This is a genomic window from Blautia sp. KLE_1732_HM_1032, assembly GCF_025147905.1.
Taxonomy (GTDB): Bacteria; Bacillota; Clostridia; order Lachnospirales; family Lachnospiraceae; genus Blautia_A; species Blautia_A fusiformis.
Window position 1 is genome coordinate 1,987,752 of sequence record NZ_CP102266.1, and the last position, 22,977, is coordinate 2,010,728.

22 protein-coding genes and 1 riboswitch are annotated in these 22,977 nt (G+C 43.9%); of the genes, 1 reads left to right on the forward strand and 21 read right to left on the reverse strand.

Going from position 1 to position 22,977, the window contains the following annotated elements; all coding sequences use genetic code 11:
* Window positions 1-111: 111 nt before the first annotated feature.
* The 20 genes from putP to NQ489_RS09625 form a co-directional block, all read right to left on the reverse strand.
* Entirely contained in the window at window positions 112-1,644 is a 1,533-nt protein-coding gene (putP, locus tag NQ489_RS09530; protein WP_044961518.1) for a sodium/proline symporter PutP, read from the reverse strand.
* 232 nt (window positions 1,645-1,876) lie between these two features.
* Window positions 1,877-2,005 carry a hypothetical protein gene (locus NQ489_RS09535; RefSeq protein WP_021651475.1) on the reverse strand — a complete coding sequence of 43 codons (129 nt, stop codon included), beginning with the start codon at window positions 2,003-2,005 and terminating at the stop codon, window positions 1,877-1,879.
* A gap of 190 nt (window positions 2,006-2,195) precedes the next feature.
* On the reverse strand, window positions 2,196-3,161 hold the full coding sequence (locus NQ489_RS09540) for an ABC transporter ATP-binding protein (protein WP_021651476.1): 966 nt from the start codon (window positions 3,159-3,161) through the stop codon (window positions 2,196-2,198).
* Window positions 3,154-3,939, reverse strand: a complete 786-nt coding sequence (locus tag NQ489_RS09545; RefSeq protein ID WP_021651477.1) for an ABC transporter ATP-binding protein — start codon at window positions 3,937-3,939, stop codon at window positions 3,154-3,156. The genes NQ489_RS09540 and NQ489_RS09545 overlap by 8 nt, the downstream gene beginning before the upstream one ends.
* Window positions 3,940-3,953: 14 nt before the next feature.
* Complete coding sequence (locus NQ489_RS09550) at window positions 3,954-5,522, reverse strand: ABC transporter substrate-binding protein (RefSeq protein WP_021651478.1); 1,569 nt, start codon at window positions 5,520-5,522, stop codon at window positions 3,954-3,956.
* Window positions 5,523-5,580: 58 nt separating this feature from the next.
* Window positions 5,581-6,411: a nickel transporter permease gene (gene nikC, locus NQ489_RS09555; protein ID WP_021651479.1), complete on the reverse strand. Its 831-nt coding sequence runs from the start codon at window positions 6,409-6,411 to the stop codon at window positions 5,581-5,583.
* A complete protein-coding gene (gene nikB / locus NQ489_RS09560) occupies window positions 6,412-7,350 on the reverse strand; it encodes a nickel ABC transporter permease (protein ID WP_021651480.1) in 939 nt (312 codons plus the stop codon).
* Window positions 7,351-7,534: 184 nt separating this feature from the next.
* A riboswitch (cobalamin riboswitch) is annotated at window positions 7,535-7,723 on the reverse strand.
* Window positions 7,724-8,007: 284 nt separating this feature from the next.
* On the reverse strand, window positions 8,008-8,967 hold the full coding sequence (locus NQ489_RS09565; RefSeq protein WP_015524925.1) for a M14 family metallopeptidase: 960 nt from the start codon (window positions 8,965-8,967) through the stop codon (window positions 8,008-8,010).
* A 150-nt stretch (window positions 8,968-9,117) separates the two neighbouring features.
* Window positions 9,118-10,398, reverse strand: coding sequence for a bifunctional phosphoribosyl-AMP cyclohydrolase/phosphoribosyl-ATP diphosphatase HisIE (hisIE, locus tag NQ489_RS09570; RefSeq protein WP_021651482.1), 1,281 nt, complete (start codon window positions 10,396-10,398; stop codon window positions 9,118-9,120).
* Window positions 10,399-10,416: 18 nt separating this feature from the next.
* Window positions 10,417-11,004 carry an imidazoleglycerol-phosphate dehydratase HisB gene (gene hisB, locus NQ489_RS09575; protein WP_015524923.1) on the reverse strand — a complete coding sequence of 196 codons (588 nt, stop codon included), beginning with the start codon at window positions 11,002-11,004 and terminating at the stop codon, window positions 10,417-10,419.
* Window positions 11,004-12,314 carry a histidinol dehydrogenase gene (gene hisD, locus NQ489_RS09580; protein ID WP_021651483.1) on the reverse strand — a complete coding sequence of 437 codons (1,311 nt, stop codon included), beginning with the start codon at window positions 12,312-12,314 and terminating at the stop codon, window positions 11,004-11,006. Before hisD ends, hisB begins: the two co-directional genes overlap by 1 nt.
* A 50-nt stretch (window positions 12,315-12,364) precedes the next feature.
* Window positions 12,365-13,003: an ATP phosphoribosyltransferase gene (gene hisG / locus NQ489_RS09585; RefSeq protein WP_021651484.1), complete on the reverse strand. Its 639-nt coding sequence runs from the start codon at window positions 13,001-13,003 to the stop codon at window positions 12,365-12,367.
* Entirely contained in the window at window positions 13,003-14,124 is a 1,122-nt protein-coding gene (hisZ, locus tag NQ489_RS09590; protein WP_044961519.1) for an ATP phosphoribosyltransferase regulatory subunit, read from the reverse strand. Before hisZ ends, hisG begins: the two co-directional genes overlap by 1 nt.
* 110 nt (window positions 14,125-14,234) lie before the next feature.
* Complete coding sequence (locus NQ489_RS09595; RefSeq protein ID WP_015524919.1) at window positions 14,235-14,768, reverse strand: Holliday junction resolvase RecU; 534 nt, start codon at window positions 14,766-14,768, stop codon at window positions 14,235-14,237.
* A gap of 12 nt (window positions 14,769-14,780) precedes the next feature.
* Window positions 14,781-15,338: a signal peptidase I gene (lepB, locus tag NQ489_RS09600; protein WP_015524918.1), complete on the reverse strand. Its 558-nt coding sequence runs from the start codon at window positions 15,336-15,338 to the stop codon at window positions 14,781-14,783.
* On the reverse strand, window positions 15,322-16,290 hold the full coding sequence (locus NQ489_RS09605; RefSeq protein WP_021651486.1) for an RluA family pseudouridine synthase: 969 nt from the start codon (window positions 16,288-16,290) through the stop codon (window positions 15,322-15,324). Before NQ489_RS09605 ends, lepB begins: the two co-directional genes overlap by 17 nt.
* Window positions 16,291-16,302: 12 nt before the next feature.
* Entirely contained in the window at window positions 16,303-16,923 is a 621-nt protein-coding gene (locus tag NQ489_RS09610; protein WP_021651487.1) for a hypothetical protein, read from the reverse strand.
* Window positions 16,886-18,760, reverse strand: coding sequence for a YgiQ family radical SAM protein (locus NQ489_RS09615; protein WP_021651488.1), 1,875 nt, complete (start codon window positions 18,758-18,760; stop codon window positions 16,886-16,888). Before NQ489_RS09615 ends, NQ489_RS09610 begins: the two co-directional genes overlap by 38 nt.
* Window positions 18,761-18,806: 46 nt before the next feature.
* Window positions 18,807-19,619 carry a GTP pyrophosphokinase gene (locus NQ489_RS09620; RefSeq protein ID WP_015524915.1) on the reverse strand — a complete coding sequence of 271 codons (813 nt, stop codon included), beginning with the start codon at window positions 19,617-19,619 and terminating at the stop codon, window positions 18,807-18,809.
* Window positions 19,620-19,896: 277 nt separating this feature from the next.
* A complete protein-coding gene (locus tag NQ489_RS09625; protein ID WP_022426340.1) occupies window positions 19,897-21,342 on the reverse strand; it encodes an aminoacyl-histidine dipeptidase in 1,446 nt (481 codons plus the stop codon).
* Between the two features lie 82 nt (window positions 21,343-21,424).
* Here NQ489_RS09625 and NQ489_RS09630 point away from each other — a divergent pair, with 82 nt between their 5' ends.
* The gene (locus NQ489_RS09630) at window positions 21,425-22,360 is read left to right on the forward strand and encodes a sporulation integral membrane protein YlbJ (RefSeq protein WP_021651491.1); all 936 of its coding nucleotides are present in this window, start codon (window positions 21,425-21,427) and stop codon (window positions 22,358-22,360) included.
* Here the strand turns inward: NQ489_RS09630 and NQ489_RS09635 are convergent.
* Window positions 22,337-22,975 carry a hypothetical protein gene (locus NQ489_RS09635; protein ID WP_015524911.1) on the reverse strand — a complete coding sequence of 213 codons (639 nt, stop codon included), beginning with the start codon at window positions 22,973-22,975 and terminating at the stop codon, window positions 22,337-22,339. The genes NQ489_RS09630 and NQ489_RS09635 overlap by 24 nt on opposite strands.
* Window positions 22,976-22,977 lie beyond the last annotated feature (2 nt).

Below are 22,977 nucleotides of genomic sequence, written 5' to 3' on the forward strand. Positions count from 1 at the left end.
TATTTATTAAATAATAAAAAGATAACAAGCCCGATACAGATATCTTTACTACAATCTGTATCGGGCTTGTTTTGTATCAGTGTGAATTATTGACTATTATCGAAAAATATTTTATTTCTGGTTTACCAGGTCGAATTCGTCGGTGATCTCTTTGGATGGTGCCTTGGTAATGAGGCTGACGATGATGTTTGCTGCAATAGCCACCAGGAATGCGGGAAGAAGTTCATAGATTCCCCAGGCGCCGCCGAGCGTGCTGATTCCGTATTTCCAGATAAATACCATGGAACCGCCGCAGATCATTCCTGCCAGGGCTCCCTGCCAGTTGGAACGTCTCCAGAATAATGCCAGAAGTACCACCGGGCCGAATACGGCTCCGAAGCCTGCCCAGGCAAAGGATACGATAGTAAACACAGAACTGTTCGGGTCGCGGGCAATAAACATGGCTACTATTGCGATGAGAAGAAGCGTGATCTTATCGGCTACCATGCTTTCTTTTTTTGTTTCTTTATCCTTCAGGATACTTCCGAGAAGGTCGGAAGAAACTGCTGAGGATGCTGCCAGGAGCTGAGAATCTGCAGTTGACATGGTGGATGCCAGGATTCCTGCAAGGATGAGTCCGGCAAGGATTGCTGCAAATACACCATGTTTACTGAGAAGATCTGCGATCTGAACGATAATTGTCTCAGATGCGGAGCCTTCCAGAAGGTCAAACTCTCCTGCTGCTGTCATTCCAAGTCCTACCACACCGATCAGTACGGCTACTGCCAGTGAGATCACTACCCATGTAGTTGCTACTCTTCTGGAAAGTGTAAGCTTCTCTTCGTCTTCGATCGCCATGAAACGAAGAAGAATATGCGGCATTCCGAAATATCCAAGTCCCCATGCAAGCATGGAAATGATATTAAGCAGTGGATATGCCTGTTCTGTTCCGGTTGTTGGATCATATGTAGTAAACATAGTCAGATATCCGGGCAGTGATCTTGCATGGTCTGCAACTGCTTCAATACCACCTGCTGTGCTGATCCCGAATACAAATACGATCACAAGAGCGATGGACATGATGATACTCTGGATAAAGTCCGTAGTAGATGCTGCCAGGAATCCTCCCAGTGTGGTGTATCCAACGATGACCAGTGCACTGATGATCATAGCTGGCAGATATTTTACACCGAAGAGACTTGCAAAAAGTTTACCACAGGCTGCAAATCCGGAAGCTGTATACGGAATAAAAAAGATCACGATAAAAATCGCTCCGATAGACTGCAGGATCTTTTTTTCATCTCTGTAACGATTACTGAAAAAGGATGGCAATGTAATAGAATTTCCTGCCACATGTGTGTAGCGGCGGATTCTTTTTGCCACGATCCTCCAGTTTACGTAAGTTCCGATCGCAAGGCCAATGGCTGTCCAGCCTGCATCTGCAATACCGGTAAGATAAGCAAGTCCCGGCAGGCCCATCAGAAGCCAGCTGCTCATGTCAGAAGCCTCTGCACTCATAGCTGTGACAAGTGGGCCAAGCTTTCGTCCTCCAAGATAGAAATCAGAACTGTCATTATTGTTCTTGGAGCAAAGATAACCTACAAAGATCATTGCACCCAGATAGACGATAATGGCTGCCATTATACAAATATGTGCTGTTGTCATTGTTTCTCTCCCTTCCATGTTTCTGCTTTAAAATCACAAAACATGAGGGATTTTGCTTATGCATCCCCATGCTTTCTGCTTTTAAACCAGTTTTACACATATTTATAAATTTTATTATATTAACTTTAGAAAGTAAAGAGGATTTTTCGTTTTTTTACATAAAAAAGTATTTTATATGAAGAAAAAGGGCTGAACCATATAAGGCGGCCCAGCTCTTTTTCAAAATCTCTGTTTATTTTTCTTCCATACGCTTCTGCACATCTTCCACTGTATATGCAAGCTTCTCAACATCCTCGGAATAAGTCAGCCCCTCCTTCTCAGCCAGAGCTTTCAGAACACCGATCGTTTTCTGAAGATGCATGTAGTTTCCTGCGGAGGAACCACCTGTCAGCGCGATTATTCTCTGTAATAGTTCATGAACATGTTCATTTCCGGGCTGTCCTGATTATATACTACAACACCTATTGTATATTGGATATCTCCGTCTTCGACAACAGCAGAATGCCCAGTACTTTAAAGTTTTTAAAAATCATACTGTTTTGTGCATTTCCTTATTTTTCCGTTACACAATGGCAGGCTACTTCATGTCCGGACTCTACTTCTGTGAGCACAGGACGGATCGTCCTGCATTTCTCCATGCAGTGTTCGCAACGATTCTGGAATGGACAGCCATGGGGAACATCCAGAGGGCTGGGGGCCTCACTTTCGATGCTCTCGATCTTTTTGTTCTGATCCATATGAATGGAAAACTGTGCCCCCAGAAGAGCCTGTGTATATGGATGAAGAGACTTTTCCGTAACATCCTCTCCCGGAATTACCTCCACGATATTCCCGAGGTACATGACAGCAATCTGATGAGCAAAGGAACGGATCAGAGCCAGGTCATGGCAGATAAAAAGCATGCTGATGTTTTTCTCCTTCTGGAGACGCACCAGAAGACGGATCACGGATTCCTGTACGGAAACATCGAGTGCAGAGGTAGCCTCGTCACATACCAGGATCTCCGGCTCCAGGGAAAGTGCCCGGGCAATACTGATACGCTGACGCTGACCACCACTCATGTTATGGGGATAGCGGTCTGTAAAATCTTCAGGAAGTTCTACCATTTTCAGGAGTTCTCTGGCCTTGGATTCCTTTTCGCTTCTTTTCAGCTTTCCGTAATTGATCAGAGGTTCTGTGAGAATATCCACGATCTTCATTTTCGGGTCAAAGGACGCCAGCGGATCCTGGAAGACCATCTGCATGTTCTGACGGTTCAGCCAGGTTTCTTTTTTGGAAAGATCAGAGAGGTTTTTTCCATGATAAAGGATCTCTCCGCTGGTCGGTTTGTCAAGAGAAATGACCATGCGGACAAAGGTTGATTTACCGCAGCCACTTTCTCCTACGATTCCCAGAGTTTTTCCTTTATAAACGTTCAGGTTCACATCGTTGCAGGCTATTAAAGTTCTGCCGCCGGAAGCAGGAAACTGTTTTACGATATGTTTTGCACTGAGTACGATATCGGATTCCTTAAACATAACGCTGTCCCTCCATTTCCGGCACTGCAGCCAGCAGTTTCTTTGTATAGTCACTGGTCGGATGCTCCATGACCTCATCTCGTGTTCCCTGATCCACAACTTTTCCGTTCTGCATAACAACAAGCTGATCAGCCATATAGGCTGCTACGCCAATGTTATGGGTAACAATGATGATACCGGTTCCGAAATCATCACGAAGCTCCATCATCTGGCGTACGATCTGTGCCTGTGTGGTAACATCCAGCGCACTGGTCGGCTCATCTGCAAGAAGCAGCTCCGGGTTAAATGTCATGGCCATGGCAATACCAACTCGCTGGCGCATACCACCGGAAAGCTGGTGAGGATAACTTTTCATGATATTTTCCGCGTCCGGAAGACGCATTTTCTGAAGCATGGAGCATCCCTTCTTCCATGCTTCTGCTTTGGATACATCTGTATGTGTACAGATATATTCCACATACTGACTTCCGATCTTACGGATAGGGTTCAGAGTTCCGCCGCAGTCCTGGAAGATCATGGAAATGCGGGTACCCCTTAAATTTCTCCATTCATTCTTTGTATTGGAAAGCAGAGAATGTCCGTGAAACTGAATATCTCCGGTGCTGACCCGGCCACCTCCGCCAAGTGCGCCGAGGACAGCACGGATCACGGTTGTTTTTCCACTTCCACTCTCGCCTACCACACTGATGATCTCCCCCTTCTTCATGGAAAGGTTGAAATGTTCAATGGTAGGTGCCTGTTTTCCGTACCGAACGGAAAGATCCTTGATCTCAAGCATAAATAAGCGCTCCTTTACTCGGCAAGAGTGATATCCTTTGTCAGCCAGTAATAATCCATTGGATACATCTTAACACCTGTTACCTTTTTGTTGGAGAAGAGGTAGGTTGTCTCATAACCAAAGAATACAGTTGCAGCATCATCCATGATATCCTGCTGAATATCGATGATGAGATCTTTTCTCTTGTCCTCATCAAATGTCTGCGCAAGCTCGTCAAGAAGCTTGTCAACCTCCGGGTTATTGTATCCTGCAGTATTGTTTGCAGAGGAGCTGTACCAGTTCTCTCTTAAGTAGTTCTCAGGGTCTCCAGTGTTTGCTACCAGCACGTTCCAGATCAGAAGGTCATACTGACCGGAATCTCTCATGTCAAGAAGTGTCTCATAACTTACTGTATTCAAGTTTACGTTGATACCGATCTCCTTCAGACTGGCCTGTGCTGCCTGTGCGTATACACCAAGCTCGGCACGGCTTGTGTAGATAACAAAATCAAGAACAAGAGGATCTCCGTCAGGAGTTTCTACAAATCCGTCACCGTCAACATCTTTGTATCCGGCCTCATCAAGGATCTTCTTTGCGCTGTCCGGATCATAGGAATTCTCATCCTTCAGATCATCGAATCCAAAGTCAAGTGTTGGAGGAACCGGTGCTTTACCAGCTGTTGCACCACCCTCAAGAAGAGTGTTGCAGTATGTTTCCTTGTCAAGACCACGAAGAAGTGCCTGGCGAAGAGCCTTATCGCTGAGTGCATGATCCTCGTTCTGGTTCATGAATGCATAGGTGGAACGAAGAGACTGAAGCTCCTGGATGTCGTAATTGTCATTTCCCTCAAACTCAACCAGGTTCTCTGTTTTCAGGTTGTAAGCGATATCGATCTCACCTGTCTGAAGAGCCATGGAACGTGTTGTCTGGTCATCCACACATTTCAGTGTAACTTTATCAAGGGGAACTTCTCCATCCCAGTAGTTCTCATTTTTTACTACGATACAGGAATCCGTCGGGCTGAAGGACTCTACTGCATAAGGTCCTGTACAGATCGGTCCTTCCATGGCAAATGTAGAATCATCTACATTTGTATCTACGATCAGAAACAGCGGGTCTGCAAGGCATCCGGCCATGTTTGCATTTGCTCTGTTCAGATGGAAGATCAGGTTCTGTCCGTCAACCTCGAGGCTGTCGAGATCAAAGAATTCCGGAACACGGTCACTCTTTTCAGCGGTACGTTCGATGGAGGCTTTTACCATCTCCGGTGTCATGTCGTCACCGTTGGAGAATTTTACGCCCTCACGGATCTTGAAGGTCCATGTTTTTCCATCGTCACTGTTTTCCCACTCTTCCGCAAGACATGGAACGATCTCACCGTTCTCATCGAATTTTGTGAGGCACTCGCCGATCGCATAACGGGATACAACCCAGCTAAAATACTGCTCTGTCGGCTCCAGTGTATCTGCAAAGCTTGTTACTCCGATGGTGATTTCCTTATCACTTTTTTTGTCACCTTTTGCCTGAGCCACTGTTGCCATTGAAAGGGTCATCATACATGCAAGTGTAGCAGCCAGCACTTTTTTAACTACATTATTTCTCATTTCATCCTCCTAAAGATAATATACTGATTATATGGTGTTGGTTTGTTACAGAGTTGTTTTATTGATCCTGGCGCGGATCCAGTACATCACGGATGCTGTCTCCAAGCATGTTGAAAACAACAACACAGATCACGATAGCGATACCAGGGTAGATCATAAGCCATGGCGCCTTTGCCATGTAGGTTCTTCCTTCATTCAGCATCAGTCCCCACTCCGGTGTCGGCGCAGTTGCACCAAATCCCAGGAATGAAAGGGAAGCCAGCTCCAGCATCATAGTTCCGATATCTGCTGCCGCAGTTACCACCATCTGGGTTACCATGTTGGGAAGAATGTGTACAAGAAGAATTTTCCAGGTCTTTGTTCCGTTTACTATAGCTGCCTCTATGTAAAGACTCTTCTTGACTTTCAAGACCATACTTCGTGCAAGACGGGCATATTTTGTCCAGCTTACAGCCGCAATGGAAATAACGGCATTGACCAGGTTTGGTCCAAGCATACCGGCAATGGCAATGGCCAGTACAAGCCCAGGGAAGGAGATCATCATATCTGCGATACGCATGATCACTGCATCCACAACGCCGCCGAAATATCCGGCAATAACTCCTAAAAATGTACCGATGACAAAGATCACTGCAACCAGACATAAGGTCATGATCAGAGAGGTTCTTGTTCCGAAGATAACACGGGAAAGAAGATCTCGTCCAAGCTTATCCGTTCCGAACGGATGAGCGGAGCTTGGCTCCTGCAGTGATTCGGTCATAACTGCATTCAGTGGATCATATGGTGAGAGCTGCGGCGCAAAGATCGCAATTCCGATCACCACGAGACCCAGAATGAAGAAAAGAGTGAACTGTTTATTTTCTTTGAATGTTCGTAATACCTTTTTCAATTATCTATCCTCCTTAAGTCTTGGATCGAGATAAGTATAGGACAGATCCACAAGCAGGTTGATGCACATGTACAGGATCGCGATCCAAAGTACATAGCCCTGTACAAGAGGATAGTCACGACAGGAAATCGCCTTTACTGCCATATTTCCCATTCCAGGCCAGTTGTAAATGATCTCTACAACTGCAGTACCTCCCAGAAGACTTCCAAGGGAAAGTCCCAACAGCGTTACCAGCGGAAGCATAACATTAGGAAGGACGTGTTTCCAGAGAATGACGCTTTCCTTGATTCCACGCATTCTTGCACCTGTGACATAATCCTGATGAAGTTCCTCCAGCACTGCACTTCTTACCTGTCTGGTATATTTTGCAGACATGGCAAGTGCAAGAGTCAGCGCCGGGAGGATCATGGATTTAAAATCCGTACTGCCTCCTGCAACATTGATCCAGCGAAGCTGAACACCAAAGATGCTGAGAAGGATCAGGCCCAGCCAGAAGCTTGGAACAGATACTCCCACAAAGGTAATTCCTCTCACAAAATAATCCGGGAATTTGTTCTGATATACAGCGGCCAGGATTCCAAGCGGTATGGAAATAATGACCATCATCAGAAGTGCCAGCAACGACATCCTCAGCGTCGGCCAGAAACAGGATACCAGTTTATCTGTTACCGGCATTTTGAAAGAATAGGACTGTCCCATATCTCCTGTAACAACACCCTTCAGCCAGGAACCATACTGCACGAGAAAGGGCTGATCAAGGCCAAGCTCATGTCTTGTCTGTTCCAGAAGCTCTGGTGTAGGAAGATTACCACACTCTGTCAGCATGATCTCCGCAGGATCACCAGGTGACAGGTAGGTCAGTCCAAATGTGAAAAAGCTGATTCCAAATAATACAATGATGATCTGGAGAAATCTTTTTCCTACTTGTTTCTTTGTCACGTTTTACTCCTTTCCTCATTTGATGCGATTTTAACATTGCCGTTTTAATTTAGTTAGATAAAAGAAACTATTGGATTCTTAATATGCAGAATATGCATGGAATTTTAGAAAATTTGCACGAAAAAAGCCCGTGACGAAATACGGGCACACAAAATAAATATGCTTCCTATCTTCCGTAAGAATCATTTTAAAACAATTGCAAGCAGGTCTCCTGACTTAGGATCCTTACCCTCAGACACCTTCCCGGTCTATTTCTCACGCACTCGACCAGTGGTACTTTGTCTGAGGATTTCCCCTTACAGTGACGGGATCGTACCGGATTTACACCGGTTTCCCTATTAATCCTCTCAGAACTTACAACGGCTGATGTGAAAATCAGCAAATGCTGTCAAATTACTGAAACATTATATGATAAAACTATAGTTTATGTCTATGGAAAAATGTTATATTTTTAGAAAACTCATAAATTTTGTTAAAGATGCTTGAATTGTATATATCCCCCATGGGGGATTTGACAATTGGATTTATCTGATCTGCTAAAAAAACACGGATTTTACCTCGCTATTTTTACAAATAGAATAGCAAATGGTAAAACCCGGTTTTCTTACTGTTTCAATATGATTTCAGACAGAAGCGTTCTGAAAAGGTTGTTTACTATCAGGTCAGAGTCTCCGTGATCGCTGCATATGCGATCATTGGTCCGTCTTCAATAATGTTCAGACTGGCTGTCTGATAAAGTACGACTCCGTTTTCAGTTGCAATAGATGTGTAAAGTAAATTTCCATAGTAATCTCTCAGTTCACCCAATTCTTCTCCCTTAAAGAAGTACTCTCCAGGCTTCTTGGATGGATACCAGCATCCGGTATACGGCGCATATTCATAGACTACATTTTCCAAAAGCATCTGACGGTAATGCTTCAGACCATGACATTTCTTTCCCTGGAGATGAAAAACAAGGTGACGGACGTCTCTTTTATCCTGTTCTACTTCCTCCCAGGTCCAGTAGCTGTGTCCGCCTCTTTCGATGAGAATACTTGGAATTCCAAGAGAAGAAGCATAATTGTAGGCGCCACCTGTGGCGGTTGTGGAACGGACCACATATTTTACGCCGATATGCCGTGCCATATGTAATGATTTCTCTGCTGTCTTTTCATCTACAACCCCTACATAATAAACATAGGGATGAAGCTGTTCGAACCCATCTCCGCTATGCAGGTCGATATAATAATCTGCTATGGAAAAAAGCTTTGTCACTATAGCATAGGCAATACGATCTGCAGCTGTTCCCTCAGGATCTCCGGGGAAAACGCGGTTCAGGTTCTTGCCATCCTCATAGACCAGACTCATGGTGCGATGCTCAAAGCCACTGACATTGACCAGTGGAACGATGATCACATTTCCCTTCAGTTCTTCCGGTTGAAATTCTTTTGCAAGTTCCATTGCCGCCTGGATTCCTACATACTCCGCACTGTGTATTCCCGCTGTGATCAGTATCGTCGGTCCGTCTTTCACTCCGCATATCACAGTTGCCGGCATTGCTATGCCGTATCCTGTGATCTTAATTTTCCCCTGTGCCTTCTCTCCTTTTTCAATCACCCAGTCATCAATTTTGATCATTGGTTGTTTCCCTTTTCCTTTTTTATATTTCCGCACTTTTGACGATAAGTATATCATGCCTAACCGAAATTGTACATATCAGAAAAAAGCTTTCGTAACCGTTCATTCTGATCCGACGTACAAAAGCTTTTTTCTTGAATGCTATATAATTTATCTTTTTACCAATTCTTTGGTGATTTCTTCCCAGCTGACTCCTTTTTCAACCATGAGTACCATCATATGATAAAGAAAATCTGAAATTTCGTATTTAATTTCTTCTTTATCCGGATTTTTGGCTGCAATGACGATCTCTGTGCATTCTTCACCGACTTTTTTCAAAATCTTGTCGATTCCTTTATCAAAAAGATAATTGGTATAGGAACCTTCCTTTGGATGTTCTTTTCGGTCAGTGATCACATCATACACATTCTGGAACACGTGAAGAGGATTGGTATCATCGTACTCCTTTTTCATCAGCGGTTTGAAGAAACAAGTACGGTTTCCTGTATGGCAGGCTGCGCCCACCTGCTCCACTTTGGCAAGGATCGTATCATTATCACAGTCAATGGTAAGAGACTTTACATACTGTACGTGGCCGGATGTCAGACCTTTGGTCCAGAGCTCATTCCGGCTGCGACTCCAGTATGTCATTTTTCCAAGCTTCAATGTTGTGTTAAAAGCAAGCTCATTCATATAGGCCAGCATCAGTACTTCATCCGTCCGGTAATCCTGGACAATAACCGGAACCATTCCGTCACTGTTTAATTTAAAGTCCGACCATGCAATATTACTTTTATATGTGTTTACCGGAATTCCGGCTTCTTCGCAGGTTTCCTTAAATGTATGCAGATCATTTTCAAGACTGCTTACATAAGCACCGCAAAGTCCGGACACAGCTGGTTCTCCTAAAAGCTCCAGAATGTTCTCAGATCTGTTTTCATCGGTATGAAGAACAATGGAAATCTGAGAAATCTCTGCAATTTCATTTTCGACAGTGTCCAAAGCCAGAACAGTGTCTGCATATGTTTCGATCAGATCCTGATTTTCTGTGAATTCTCTCAGATCAGAGATGCTGATCATCATACGCTCTTTTCCAAAGCGCCGGGATACTTCTTCCAGAAGCTTGATATTATTCTCTTTCGAAAAATTCAGTACAACTTTGGCACATCCCGCATAGATCAGCTTTTTTACATCTTCCATACGTTTGATATTTCCCGCTGCGATCACCGGGATCTCAGATACCTGACAGATATCACGGATTTTTCCGATCGCACGGTCATGCTCTGCATCTGCGGAAGAAAAGTCAAATACCAGAAGCTCATCTGCCCCATTGTCACCGTAAAATTTTGCAAGTGTTTCTACATTTCCGTCTCCGAAAAGATTTCTCTGTCCAAATCCTGTTACCGCCTTTTCTGAATGAAGATAAAGGCATGGGATCAACTGTTTGTTCATAAGTGGTCTCCTTCTGTATCAGAGGCTTCCCTTGGTAGAAAGCACGTCTGTGATCCGGGAATCGTACTGTGTTGCTGCATCAAGGGCTTTCGCAAAGCTTTTAAACATGGCCTCTGCCACATGATGGCTGTTTCCTCCGGAAAGAACCTTGATGTGAAGATTCATTGCTGCGGAATAGGATACTGCATAAAAGAATTCCTTTACCATCTCTGTAGCCATATCTCCTATTTTTTCCGTAGAAAACGCTGCATCCCATCCAAGATAAGGTCTTCCGGAAAGATCTACTGCGCAGAGCACAAGCACTTCATCCATAGGAAGGATACAGCTGCCGTAACGTTTGATTCCTTTTTTGTCGCCAACTGCCTCACGGATAGCGTTTCCAAGGACGATCCCTGTATCTTCAATGGTGTGATGATCATCTACATTCAGATCACCGTGGACTCTCAGCGTAAGATCATACAGTCCATGGCGCGTAAAACCGTCCAGCATATGGTCAAAAAAGCCAATACCTGTATCAATATCGGAACTTCCTGTTCCATCAATATTCAGTTGCAGACGTATCTGCGTTTCTTTTGTGTTTCTTTCGATCAGTGCTTCTCTTGCCATTATTCGTTCTCCTTGTCCTCTTCCTCAAAACGGACTGCAATGGAATTTGCGTGTGCAGTCAGCTGTTCCGATGTGGCAAACTGGATGATGTCCTTGTGGATCTTTCGGAGTGCTTCCCTGGAATAATATACAATACTGGATTTTTTGATAAAATCATCTACAGAAAGTGCGGAGAAAAATTTGGCAGTTCCATTGGTAGGAAGTACATGGTTTGGTCCTGCAAAATAATCTCCAAGGGGTTCAGAGCTGTGCTCTCCGATAAAGATCGCACCTGCATTTCGTACCTTCATCATATCTTCAAAAGGATGCTTTGTGACGATCTCCATATGTTCAGAAGCAATTTCATTGGCAGCCTCAATGGCCTCATCCATATCTTCTGCGATCAGGATATAACCAAAGTTCTCCAGGGATTTCTCAATAATGGCTTTTCTGGAAAGTACCTCAACAAAACCTCTGACTTCTTCATCTACCTGATCTGCAAATTCCTCATTTGTTGTGATCAGGATCGCAGATGCCATCTCATCATGTTCTGCCTGAGAAAGAAGATCTGCTGCAATATAACGAGGATTTGCAGTCTCATCTGCAAGAACGAGGATCTCGCTTGGGCCGGCAATAGAATCAATGCTTACGTATCCATAAACTGCCTTTTTTGCAAGCGCAACAAAAATATTTCCGGGTCCTACGATCTTGTCAACCTTTGGAATACTCTCGGTTCCATATGCAAGTGCTCCGATGGCCTGTGCACCACCCACTTTATAGATTTCATCTGCTCCGGCTTCGTTAGCAGCAACAAGTGTGCTTGGATTTACTTTTCCGTCTTTTCCAGGAGGTGTTGTCATTACAATACGGTCAACACCGGCAACTTTTGCAGGAACGATATTCATCAGCACGGAAGACGGATATACAGCCTTTCCACCGGGAACGTAAACACCTACACAGTTCAGAGCGGTTACCTTCTGACCAAGCATGGTTCCATCTGTTGTGCTTGTGAACCAGCTGTTCTGAAGCTGCTTTTCGTGATAGCTGCGGATATTCACCAATGCTTTTTTGATCACATCGATCAGGGAAGGATCTACCAGCTTGTATGCTTCCTCGATCTCCTCAGGGGTTACACGGATCGTATCCTTTGTAACTTCGACTTTATCAAATTCTCTGGTAAATGCAAATAACGCGGTATCTCCCTCTGCTTTTACTTTGGCAAGGATATTTGCTACTGCATCCTCGTATTTTCCGTAATTATTAGGGCTTCTTTTTAAGAGAGTTTCCAGAATATCTTTTGTAGATTCTTTGGTGAGTTTTACCTTACGCATAATAAATTCTGCCTTCTTTCTGTATTTTGGAGGTTCATCTGTTGTTCAGTTTATTTGATCACACTTCGAAGTTCCGTGATCAGTTTGCGGATCCGTTCATCTTCCATTTTCATGCTGACCTGATTGACTACCATACGTGCAGACAGCGGGCAGACTTCTTCCAGCACCTTCAGGCCATTCTCGCGAAGGGTGCTTCCGGTTTCCACGATATCCACGATAACCTCGGAAAGTCCTACGATCGGTGCAAGCTCGATGGAACCGTTCAGCTTAATGATCTCCACAGTCTGATGCTTTTTGTTATAGAAGTAATCCTTTGCAATATTTGGATATTTTGTAGCTACACGGATCAGCTGATTGTTATTCAGGACTTCTCTGGCGCTTTCAGGGCCACATACGCACATGCGGCATGCTCCAAATCCAAGATCCATAACCTCATATAGCTTTCTTCCTTCTTCCAGAATGGTATCCTTACCTACGATACCGATATCTGCTGCACCATACTCTACATAAGTCGGCACATCCGGACCTTTTGCAAGGAAAAACTTCAGCTTCAGTTCCTCATTGGTAAAGATCAGCTTTCGGGAATCTTTGTCACGCATCTCCTCACATGTAATACCGATCTTCTCAAACATATCCAGTGTTTTGTTGGCCAGACGCCCTTTTGTGAGGGCAAATGTAAGATATCTCATCAGTCCTGCTCCTCCTTTGCCGGGCACAATGCCACTTTTTTACCTTTATTCCGAAGCTCCATTGCTTCCTGGATCGCTTTTTTCAGATTTCCCGGATCATAGGTGATCACAATGGTTTTATCGCCAGCCGGAACGGTCAGCTTCTGTCTGGAAAGCGCGAGCATCAGGTTATCAACCACAATGGCAAATCCAATGGAAGAAGCCGGTTTTCCGAAATGCTTCATCAATTCGTTGTAGCGTCCGCCCTTGATCAGGGGTTCACCGGTTCCATATGTATAAGCCTGGAAAATGATCCCTGTATAATAACGGAACTTACTGAGCATTCCAAAATCAAAAGCAATGTATTTCTCACAGCCGTATACTTTCAGAATCTCATAAATTTCTTCCAGTCGTTTTACTGCAGAAAGTGCTTCCGGATTGGAGGTGAGTTTTTTTGCTTTTTCCAGCACTTCTGCTGAACCGAACATCTGAGGCAGTTCAGCAAAAGCCTTGGAAAGGTTATCGCCTAAATTCTGTTCCTTAAGAAGCTCTTCCACACCAAAATAATTCTTCTGAGAAATCAGCTCACGAAGATGCTCTTCTATCTCCGGCTCCAGATCTGCCTCTGCAAGCAGGGATTTATAATAATCTACCTGGCCTACGCTAACCTGGAATTCGGTAAGTCCTGCTGCCTTCAGACACTCCACAGTCATAGCAAGGATCTCAGCATCTGCTGCTGCAGAATCATCTCCCATATGCTCAACACCCATCTGAGTATTTTCCTTCATCTGACCTCTGTAACTGGAATTGTTGATAAATGTATTTCCGGTATAACAAAGTCTTACAGGTCCCTTTTCCGGATCAAAATAAGTTGCACATGCTCTGGAAACAGACGGTGTAAAGTCAGGTCTGAGAACAAGTGTGTTTCCCTCTCTGTCAAAAAATTTATATAAATCCTTGGATGGGATCGTTCCTACTTCATTGCTGAACACTTCAAAATACTCAAATCCCGGTGTTTCTATATCTTCATATCCATATCTTGAAAACACCTGGTGGAGCTCCTTCTGGAGCCGTTTTTTGCGGCTGCATTCCTCTCCATAAATGTCCCGCACACCTTCAGGTGTATGAAAAATACGCTGCATGTTCATTTCCTCCGTAACACGTTTTGAGATTTTCTGTGTTTCACTTTAATTCGCTACCATGCTACCACAGAAAAACTTAAATTTGATTATATAGGAAACCTTTCCAAAAGTCAATCCCGTAATTGCAGATCTTTCTGGATCCCTTCCAGATAAGGAACCAGAAATCCATTTTTTCCGGAAAGATAAAATTCCTCATCCAGCTCTTCCCGACGAAAACTTTTTCGCCCGCCATCTTCCATCCTTTTCCAGAATTCCTTCAGCTTACGAAGGGTAAGATAATAAAAAACATTATCTGCGCTGAAATAGATCAGAAAAAAAGCAATCCCCTTCTGCTTTTCAAACTCATCCATAAATGCTACCTGATGAGGATGAATGTTCGCAAGGGGAAAAGTTTTTACACAGCATTCTTTTGCATCGAAGCAGACAGGGATTCCCTGTACTGCTCCGATATAATCTACGGTACTTTTCTGTTCAAAATATGCCAGCGTGATATGCCGGGAGGTTTTATCCATTTTAACCGGAGTGATCGGCGTCGGGATTTTCTGGATGAGGGCCAGTCCCTTTTCCCTGTACTGCTCATTGGTACGATTGATAAGTTCCTCCAGAGTAGAACCACGAAGTCCTCTGCTGTTCCATGTTGCCATAAAGTCTGCCCTTTAATTTAGAAGTTTGATGGATGGGAAATAACGGATCTCCGCCTTTCCGACGATCTGATCAAACTGTACATATGTATTCTGCCAGTATCGGGAATCCTTGGAATTGTTACGGTTGTCTCCCATCATAAAGTAACAGTTTTCCGGTACTTCGTATGGTCCGAAGCTTCCAAGAGGAGTTTCCGACACAAAGGAATCATCCAGAGGTGTCTCTGAATCATTGATATAAACTTTACCATCTTTGATCTCTACTTTATCTCCGGGAAGACCGATGATACGTTTGATGAACAGCTGGGACTCATCATCCGGATATTTGAAGATCACAATGTCAAAGCGTTCCGGATCTTTCCATTTTTTTGAGATCTCGTGACCAAATACATCCATATTCAGACCATAGGCCAGACGATAGCCAAAGATACGATCTCCAGTCATAATGGTATTTTCCATAGATTCTGACGGGATCTTTGCATTGATCAGTACTACATTGTTGATAACCAGGACTACAACTACCACGATGATGATCATCTTGAGGTAATCCCATATTTCATTCCAGATTTTCATAATAACTCTCCTCCAACTTTTCCTCTTTTAGTGTTCTGAGAAAGATTTCCGGAAGCGGTGCCGTAAAGACCTTCCCGGATAAATATGACAGGCTTCCTTTCATAGATGGAAACTCCATTCGAAAAGAATGAAGCAGCTGTCCTTTCAGTTTTTTATCGGCTTTTCCATATTTGGGATCACCAACAATCGAATGTCCCTCCGAAGCAAGGTGAGCTCGGATCTGATGTGCACGTCCTGTGATCAGTTCAACCTTAAGAAGGGTACGGGTTCCATTGGTACCCAACGGATAATACTTTGTTTCCACTGGAAGGGCATTTTCTTTCTCTTGTTTATAGATGGTTACTTTATTGCTTTTTTTATCTTTTGCCAGATAACCTTTGATATATCTTTCTTCTTTTAAAACTCCCTCCACAAGACAGAGGTAATATTTATGAAGTTCCCTGGACTTGAACATCCCTGAAAGTTCCTGCAGACCGGAAAGGCTTTTGCCTGCCGCTATCAGTCCACTGGTATTGCGGTCAAGGCGGTTGCATACGGAAGGACGAAAGGTTCTCAGATCATTCTCTGTAAGAGAGCCATTTTTCAGAAGATAGCCAGTCAGATATTCTACCAGTGAAGGGGTTCCGTCATCAGCAGGCTGAGAAAGCATTCCTGCCGGTTTGTTGATCAACAGGATATTTTCATCCTCGTAAATGATATCCAGAGCATAATGTGCCCGTGGAGCAGAATCATTTCCGCTGAATTTTTCAAATGTTTCATCACTTAAAAACAGTTTTACATGATCTCCTGAAAACAGCTTTTCATTCCCGGTGGCTTTTTTTCCATTGAGCGTGATATTTTTTTTCCTCATCATTTTGTAGAAAAAGCTCTTTGGAGCTTCACGGAGAAGCTTGGCCAAATATTTGTCAAAACGCTGTCCGGCCTCGTTTTCGTTAATGATAAATTCTTTCATTATATAATGCTCCTACAGACAGATTGCCAGGATCGTATGTTTGATCAGTTCTTCCCTGGAAAGATCCGGGTATCGCTCATCCGGCGTGAATTTAATCCCGTTTCTCAAAGATTCTTTGTGCTCATTCATAGAATCCAGACGTTCCAGATAGGGTTTCAGGTCCCTCAGGATCTTTACATCTACTTTATATCCGTTTTTACGGATGATTTTCTGTGACTGCTCTGCAAGGTAGGCGATATCTGCTTTTGGATCACTGGTATAACCCACTACTGTATTTCCGCACACGGCAACAGCGTCCAGATAACCGCTTTTCTCATAAAAAGTCATGTACATTTCATAGGACATGACCAAGTCACCGGCATGCTTGCGGATCTCTTTATAGAGCTTTTCATCCATAGGATGACGTAACAGGATCATGATCAGGCTTACCATGGATTTACATCCTGGCAGACAGCCTACTACGGTCAGAACCGTCCAGACTGTCATTCTTGTTCCGTTGACGGCCCACGCCACAAAGAAAATGAGCAGTGGAAGCGAAAATAATCCTGCGGTGATCAGGAGTCTTCGTTTTTTTTCGCTGTTAAAATAACCGAAATCACCTTTTTTTGTTTTTCTTTTTCTGGTATCTTTCATGTGCCGAACTCCTTGTCTGTGTTTTTTTGGCTTTTTTATGAAGCTCTCTGGGACGGATGAGACATTTCGGTCCAAAGCCGACCAGATCCATACGTCCGGTCATCTTAAGTCCTTCCAGGACCAGTTCGCGATTTTCCGGATTTTTATACTGCATCAGTGCTCGCTGTATTGCTTTTTCGTGTGGATTTTTCGGCACATATACCTTTTCGCCTGTCAGCGGATGGATTCCTGTGTAATACATACAGGTAGAAAGTGTTGATGGCGTTGGATAAAAATCCTGAACCTGCTCCGGCGTAAATCCAAGATCACGGACGTATTCCGCAAGCTTCACGGCTTCCTTCATTGTACACCCGGGATGGGACGACATGAAATACGGAACGGCATATTGCTGCTTACCAGTCCGCGCATTTGCTTTTTCATATTCCTTCAGAAAGCCCTCATAAACCTCGTGCCTGGGTTTGCCCATAAACTTCAGGACTTCATCAGAAACATGCTCCGGTGCTACCCGCAGCTGACCGCTGACGTGATATTTCACAAGCTCATTAAGAAAAGTTTTATCCGGGTCTGCCATCAGATAATCAAACCGAATGCCGGAACGGACAAAAACTTTTTTAACTTTGGGGATATTTCTGACCTTTCTGAGAAGCTGAAGATAATCCTTGTGGTCTACCGTCAGATTCTTACACGGAGAAGGAAACAGGCACTGCCGTTCCTTGCAGACTCCTTTTGTCAGCTGCTTTTTGCAGGAAGGATGACGAAAATCAGCTGTAGGGCCTCCTACATCATGGATATAGCCTTTAAAATCCGGATCCTCCGTCATCTTTTCAGCTTCTTTCAGAATGGAATCGTGACTTCTTGTCTGAAGGATGCGGCCCTGATGAAAAGTCAGCGCACAGAAATTACAGCTTCCAAAGCATCCTCTGTTGCTGGTCAGACTGAATTTGATCTCTTTCAGTGCCGGGATCCCGCCTTCTTTCTGGTACATGGGATGATATCGTCCTGTATAAGGCAGATCGTAAACATCGTCCATTTCCATCTGCGTCAGAGGCTGAGATGGTGGATTCTGTATCACATATCCACGGTTCCCATAAGATTCTGCCAGAGGCTTTGCTGTAAATGGATCCGTGTTTCGGTACTGAATGGCAAAGCTGTCCGCGTAAGCTTTTTTATCGGTCTGTACCTGTTCAAATGACGGAAGGACCACCGGATCGTAAACCCTGCTGATATCGTGGCTTTTAAAAACCGTCCCTGCCACATATGTGATCTCCTGGACCGGAATCCCGCTTTGCAGGGCTTCTGCGATCTCCAGGATGGAATGTTCCCCCATTCCATAAGAGATCAGATCCGCACCGGAATCGATCAGAATACTGTGCTTGACCTTATTTTCCCAATAATCGTAATGTGCCATTCTTCGAAGGCTGGCTTCGATCCCGCCAAGAATGATAGGCGTATGTTTATAGGTCTGCCGGATCAGATTGCTGTATACAACAGAAGCCCTGTCCGGTCTTAATCCCATTTTTCCTCCCGGAGAATAGGCATCTGTGCTTCGGTGCTTTTTGGAAACCGTATAATGATTCACCATGGAATCCATGTTTCCTGCTGTAACGAGAAAACCCAGGCGCGGTTCCCCGAACACCTGGATGCTCTCCTTCTTTCGCCAGTCAGGCTGAGGGATCATGCCCACACGATATCCTCTGCTTTCCAGAAGACGTCCAATGATCGCAGATCCAAAAGACGGATGATCCACATAGGCATCTCCTGTCACGTAGACAAAATCTAACTCATCCCAGCCTCTTGACTTCATATCTTCTCTTGTAACTGGTAAAAAATCCTGCATTTATAATTCCTCGTATGTATGTGTATTAGTACTGTCTGCCCTGTGTTCATATGCTGTGATGGACTGCCTGGGCACGATAACCCTCTGCAATGATATCCAGCTGCCTGTGGAAGCGTTCCAGCTGACGCAGATCCTTGGTTTTGAATACCCGCAGGAACTCATCCTGTATTTTGCTGACTTCCCGTTCACTGGAAACACGGTAGAGATTTTCAATATTATTCAAAATATCCTTTACAAGATTGGACTGCATCTGAGATGAATTCTGGGCATCCATGATCTCATTGCGCACAGAAGACATTTCATGATCCAGCGAAATGATCGCATCGGATGCTTTACTAAGACGTTCTGCTACATGAGGAGGCATATCACCTTTGTATTTATACTGAAGGGAATGTTCGATCGTTGCCCAGAAATTCATTGCCATGGTACGGATCTGTATTTCTACCTGAAGCCGTTTCGGCCCATGAATAGTCTCCACTGTATAATAAAGAATCATGTGATAACTCCGGTAACCGCTCTGCTTGATATGCGTCAGATAGTTCTTTTCACTTTTGACTTCCATATCTGTTCTTTTTCGGATGATCGCAGCAACGGTATCGATATCTTCTTCAAACTGACATATGATCCGTACTCCCGCCAGATCTTCCATTTCTGTTTCCAGCTGTTCGATCGGGATATCTTTACGCTGCATTTTCTCCAGGATACTGGAAACGCTTTTTACTCGTCCACTGACTTGTTCAATGGGAGAATAACGATCATTTTCGTGATACTCTTCTATCATATGTTTAAACTTGACTGTCAGTTCTTTGACAGCCAGCTCGTAAGGGCACAAAATACTTCGCCATAACTGTATTTCCATGTTGCTCGCTCCTTATCATCTGCCGCCAGTCTCTTTTTGGTTTTGGTGACAGCGGCATATATTTTTTATTATAACATATGTTTTGAAAAAAAAGGGATTGTTTATCAATTTTTTATTAAAAAAATATAGAATTATTTTCCTTTTGTGTGATGCATCCACAAATCTATATATATGTATAATTCTGTATTTTATGAATATTTTTTATCAGGGCATAAAAATACCCTGGAGAAACCTTACGTCTCTCCAGGGTAAAAGTTCGAACATACTCCGAACGGGATCAGTCTTTCAGATTTTTGAGAACCTGTACAAGATAGTTCCATACTCTTTCTGTGGAAGCAATGCTGAGAACCTCCTCGGATGTATGGATATCCTTCATATCCGGTCCAAGGGATACACAGTCCAGTCCTTCCATTTTTTTATAGAAAAGCCCGCATTCAAGGCCTGCGTGGATCGCTACGACTTCAGGCTTATGTCCGTACATTTCCTCAAAAACTGCAACCATTTTATCTCGTAATGGAGATTCCTTTCTGTACTCCCATGCCGGGTATGCACCCTGTACTTCATAGTCACCACCAAGAAATTCTGTGAGATATTCAATTTTATCAGATAATGCACTGCATGCAGCGTCTACAGAGCTTCTTACACTGGAACTTGCAAAAAGCTCGTCCCTATCCAGACGGAGGATACCGATATTGCTGGAGGTTTCCACCAGGCCTTTGATGGTTCCGCTCATTTTCTGGATTCCGAATGGTACATTCTGCAGATAAAATACGATCTTTTCCTGACTTGTAGGATGAAGAACCTCTGCTGTTGCAGTACCCTTTTCTGTTATTTCAAAAGTAATGTTTTCGTCAGAACCAGTATATTCTTCACGGAGCTGCTCCTGGAGCTCTTTTGCGTAAGCTTTTACCTCAGCAACGGAATCCGTAAGAAATTCTGCGGTGCACTCTCTTGTAATGGCATTGTCTTTCTGCCCGCCTGTAAGAGAAATAAGGGCATATTCCGCTTTTTTCTTAAGTCCGTAAAGAAACCGTCCCATAAGTTTATTGGCATTCGCTCTGTTCTTGTCAATCTCGGCACCGGAATGTCCGCCCATAAGTCCACAGACTTTGACCTGTACCTTTTCTCCTTCTCCTTCTACACGCTGGACAGGGATATGGCTGATACCGGAAAGACCGCCGGCACAGCTGATCCAGAGACTTCCCTCCGCTTCAGAATCCAGATTGATAAATCTTCTTCCCTTCAGCACGCTGCAGTCCAGACCGACTGCACCAAGAAGACCAATCTCCTCATCAACCGTGAGCAGTACTTCAAGAGGAGGGTGTGGAATATCTGTACTGTCAAGAAGGGCAAGACCATAAGCAACTGCAATACCATCATCACCGCCAAGAGTTGTTCCGTTGGCTGTGATATAACCATCTTTTACAGAGATGTTCAAACCATCTTTTGTAAAATCATGATCTACATCCGGTCGTTTTTCACATACCATATCCATGTGGCCCTGGATGATCACTGTGGGAGAATTCTCATATCCTGGTGTGCCTGGCTTGTAGATCACTACATTATTCAGCTCATCCTGTACATATCTGAATCCATGATCCTTCGCGAATTCCACAAGGAAATCACTGATCTGTTTTGTATTTCTGGAACCGTGAGGAATCTTGCAGATTTCTTCAAAATAATGAAAAACTCTCTTTGGTTCACAATTTTCTAATACTGGCATAAATTCTGCCTCCTTCTGCTTCATAAATTCATTTGTCTTTTATAATAATCATATACTGTAAAAAAAGCAAGGACCTGTTTTTATGAAACGAAAAATAATCATATTTTTCTATATCTGCCTGTTGTTTTTTCTGCTTTTTCACCCAAAAGAAGCTCTTACCGGAGTAAAAAATGGACTTGGATTGTGGTTGAATATCATGATTCCCACTCTGCTGCCATTTCTGATCCTGACAGGAGCATTATTAAAAACTGGAAATATCCGGAAGCTTCTGAAACCATCTGCTTTCTTCTGGAAAACGTTTTTCGGGCTTTCACCTGCTGGAGCCTATGTTCTGATCCTGGGTCTGTTATGCGGATATCCTATGGGAGCCAAACTGGCACATGATCTGTACATAGACCAGCAGATTTCCCGCAGAGAAGGGGAATATCTTCTTACGTTTAGCTGCAATGCAAGTCCCGCATTTATCATTTCCTATCTTTCCGGGATACTCTTGAAAAATAAGATATCAGCAGTACAGATGATCCTCACTTTTCTGGCGGCAGATCTCTTTTGTATGCTGTTTTTTCGTTTCGTTGTATATCGCGGGCATACCGTGGACTCTGTCTGCGTAAACAAGATAAAAAAAGAGACATACCAACAGGACTCCATAGGAGTCATCCTGGATGTCTCGATCATGGACGGATTTGAAACCATCACACGTCTCGGGGGCTATATTCTCCTCTTCTCACTGATACTCGCCAGTATCAGCTTTTACTGGCCATTTCATGCACAAAGCTGTATGCTGTTCACAGCACCACTGGAACTAACTACCGGGCTGAAACAGATTGCCGGCGCACCGCTGCCATGGAAAAGCAGATACCTTGCTTCTATGCTCCTGACTTCTTTTGGTGGCTTTTGCGTCATGGCTCAGACAAAAAGCGTATTGGAAAACAGTTTGTCACTGATCCCCTACGCTATTTCAAAATGTCTGAACGCCAGTGCGATATTCCTGATCCTAGTTTTCTCCGATATCGTCTAACAGATCTTCGTCTTCTTTTGTTATAGAAGAACTGTCATCATCCTGGAAGGTATTGGAGATTGCCGCTGCCTGAGCAGTCTGTGGTGCAAGCTCCTGACGATTATGATTAACAACCTCAAGGCAGCTCTGCAGAGCATCAATAAATGCTTTATATTTACCACCGGCATCTTCAAGTGTCTGATTCAGGACAGAACCGATATTAGCCATCATATCATCTGTGTATGTGATCGCACTGAGACGAATGCTGTTTGCATCCTGTGTTGCAGAATCAAGAATCTCCTGAGCCTGCTTGTTTGCAGCATTTATGGTCTCATTTGCCTGTGCATATGCTTTCTGCATGATCTCATGCTGTGTAACAAGTTCCTGAGCTTTGGCCTGAGCATCTGCGATCAGACTGTCAGCTTTAGCCTGAGCATCCTCAAGGATCGCATCCTTATTGCTGATGATCTTCTGATAACGTTTGATCTCATCCGGAGTTTTCAGACGAAGTTCACGTAAATACTCCTCAATCTCTTCTTTGTTCACTACGATCTTGGTAGTGGAAAGAGGCTGGAATTTACAGCTGTCCACATACTCTTCAATCTCCTGAATAATCTGTTCAATTCTGCTGCTCATAA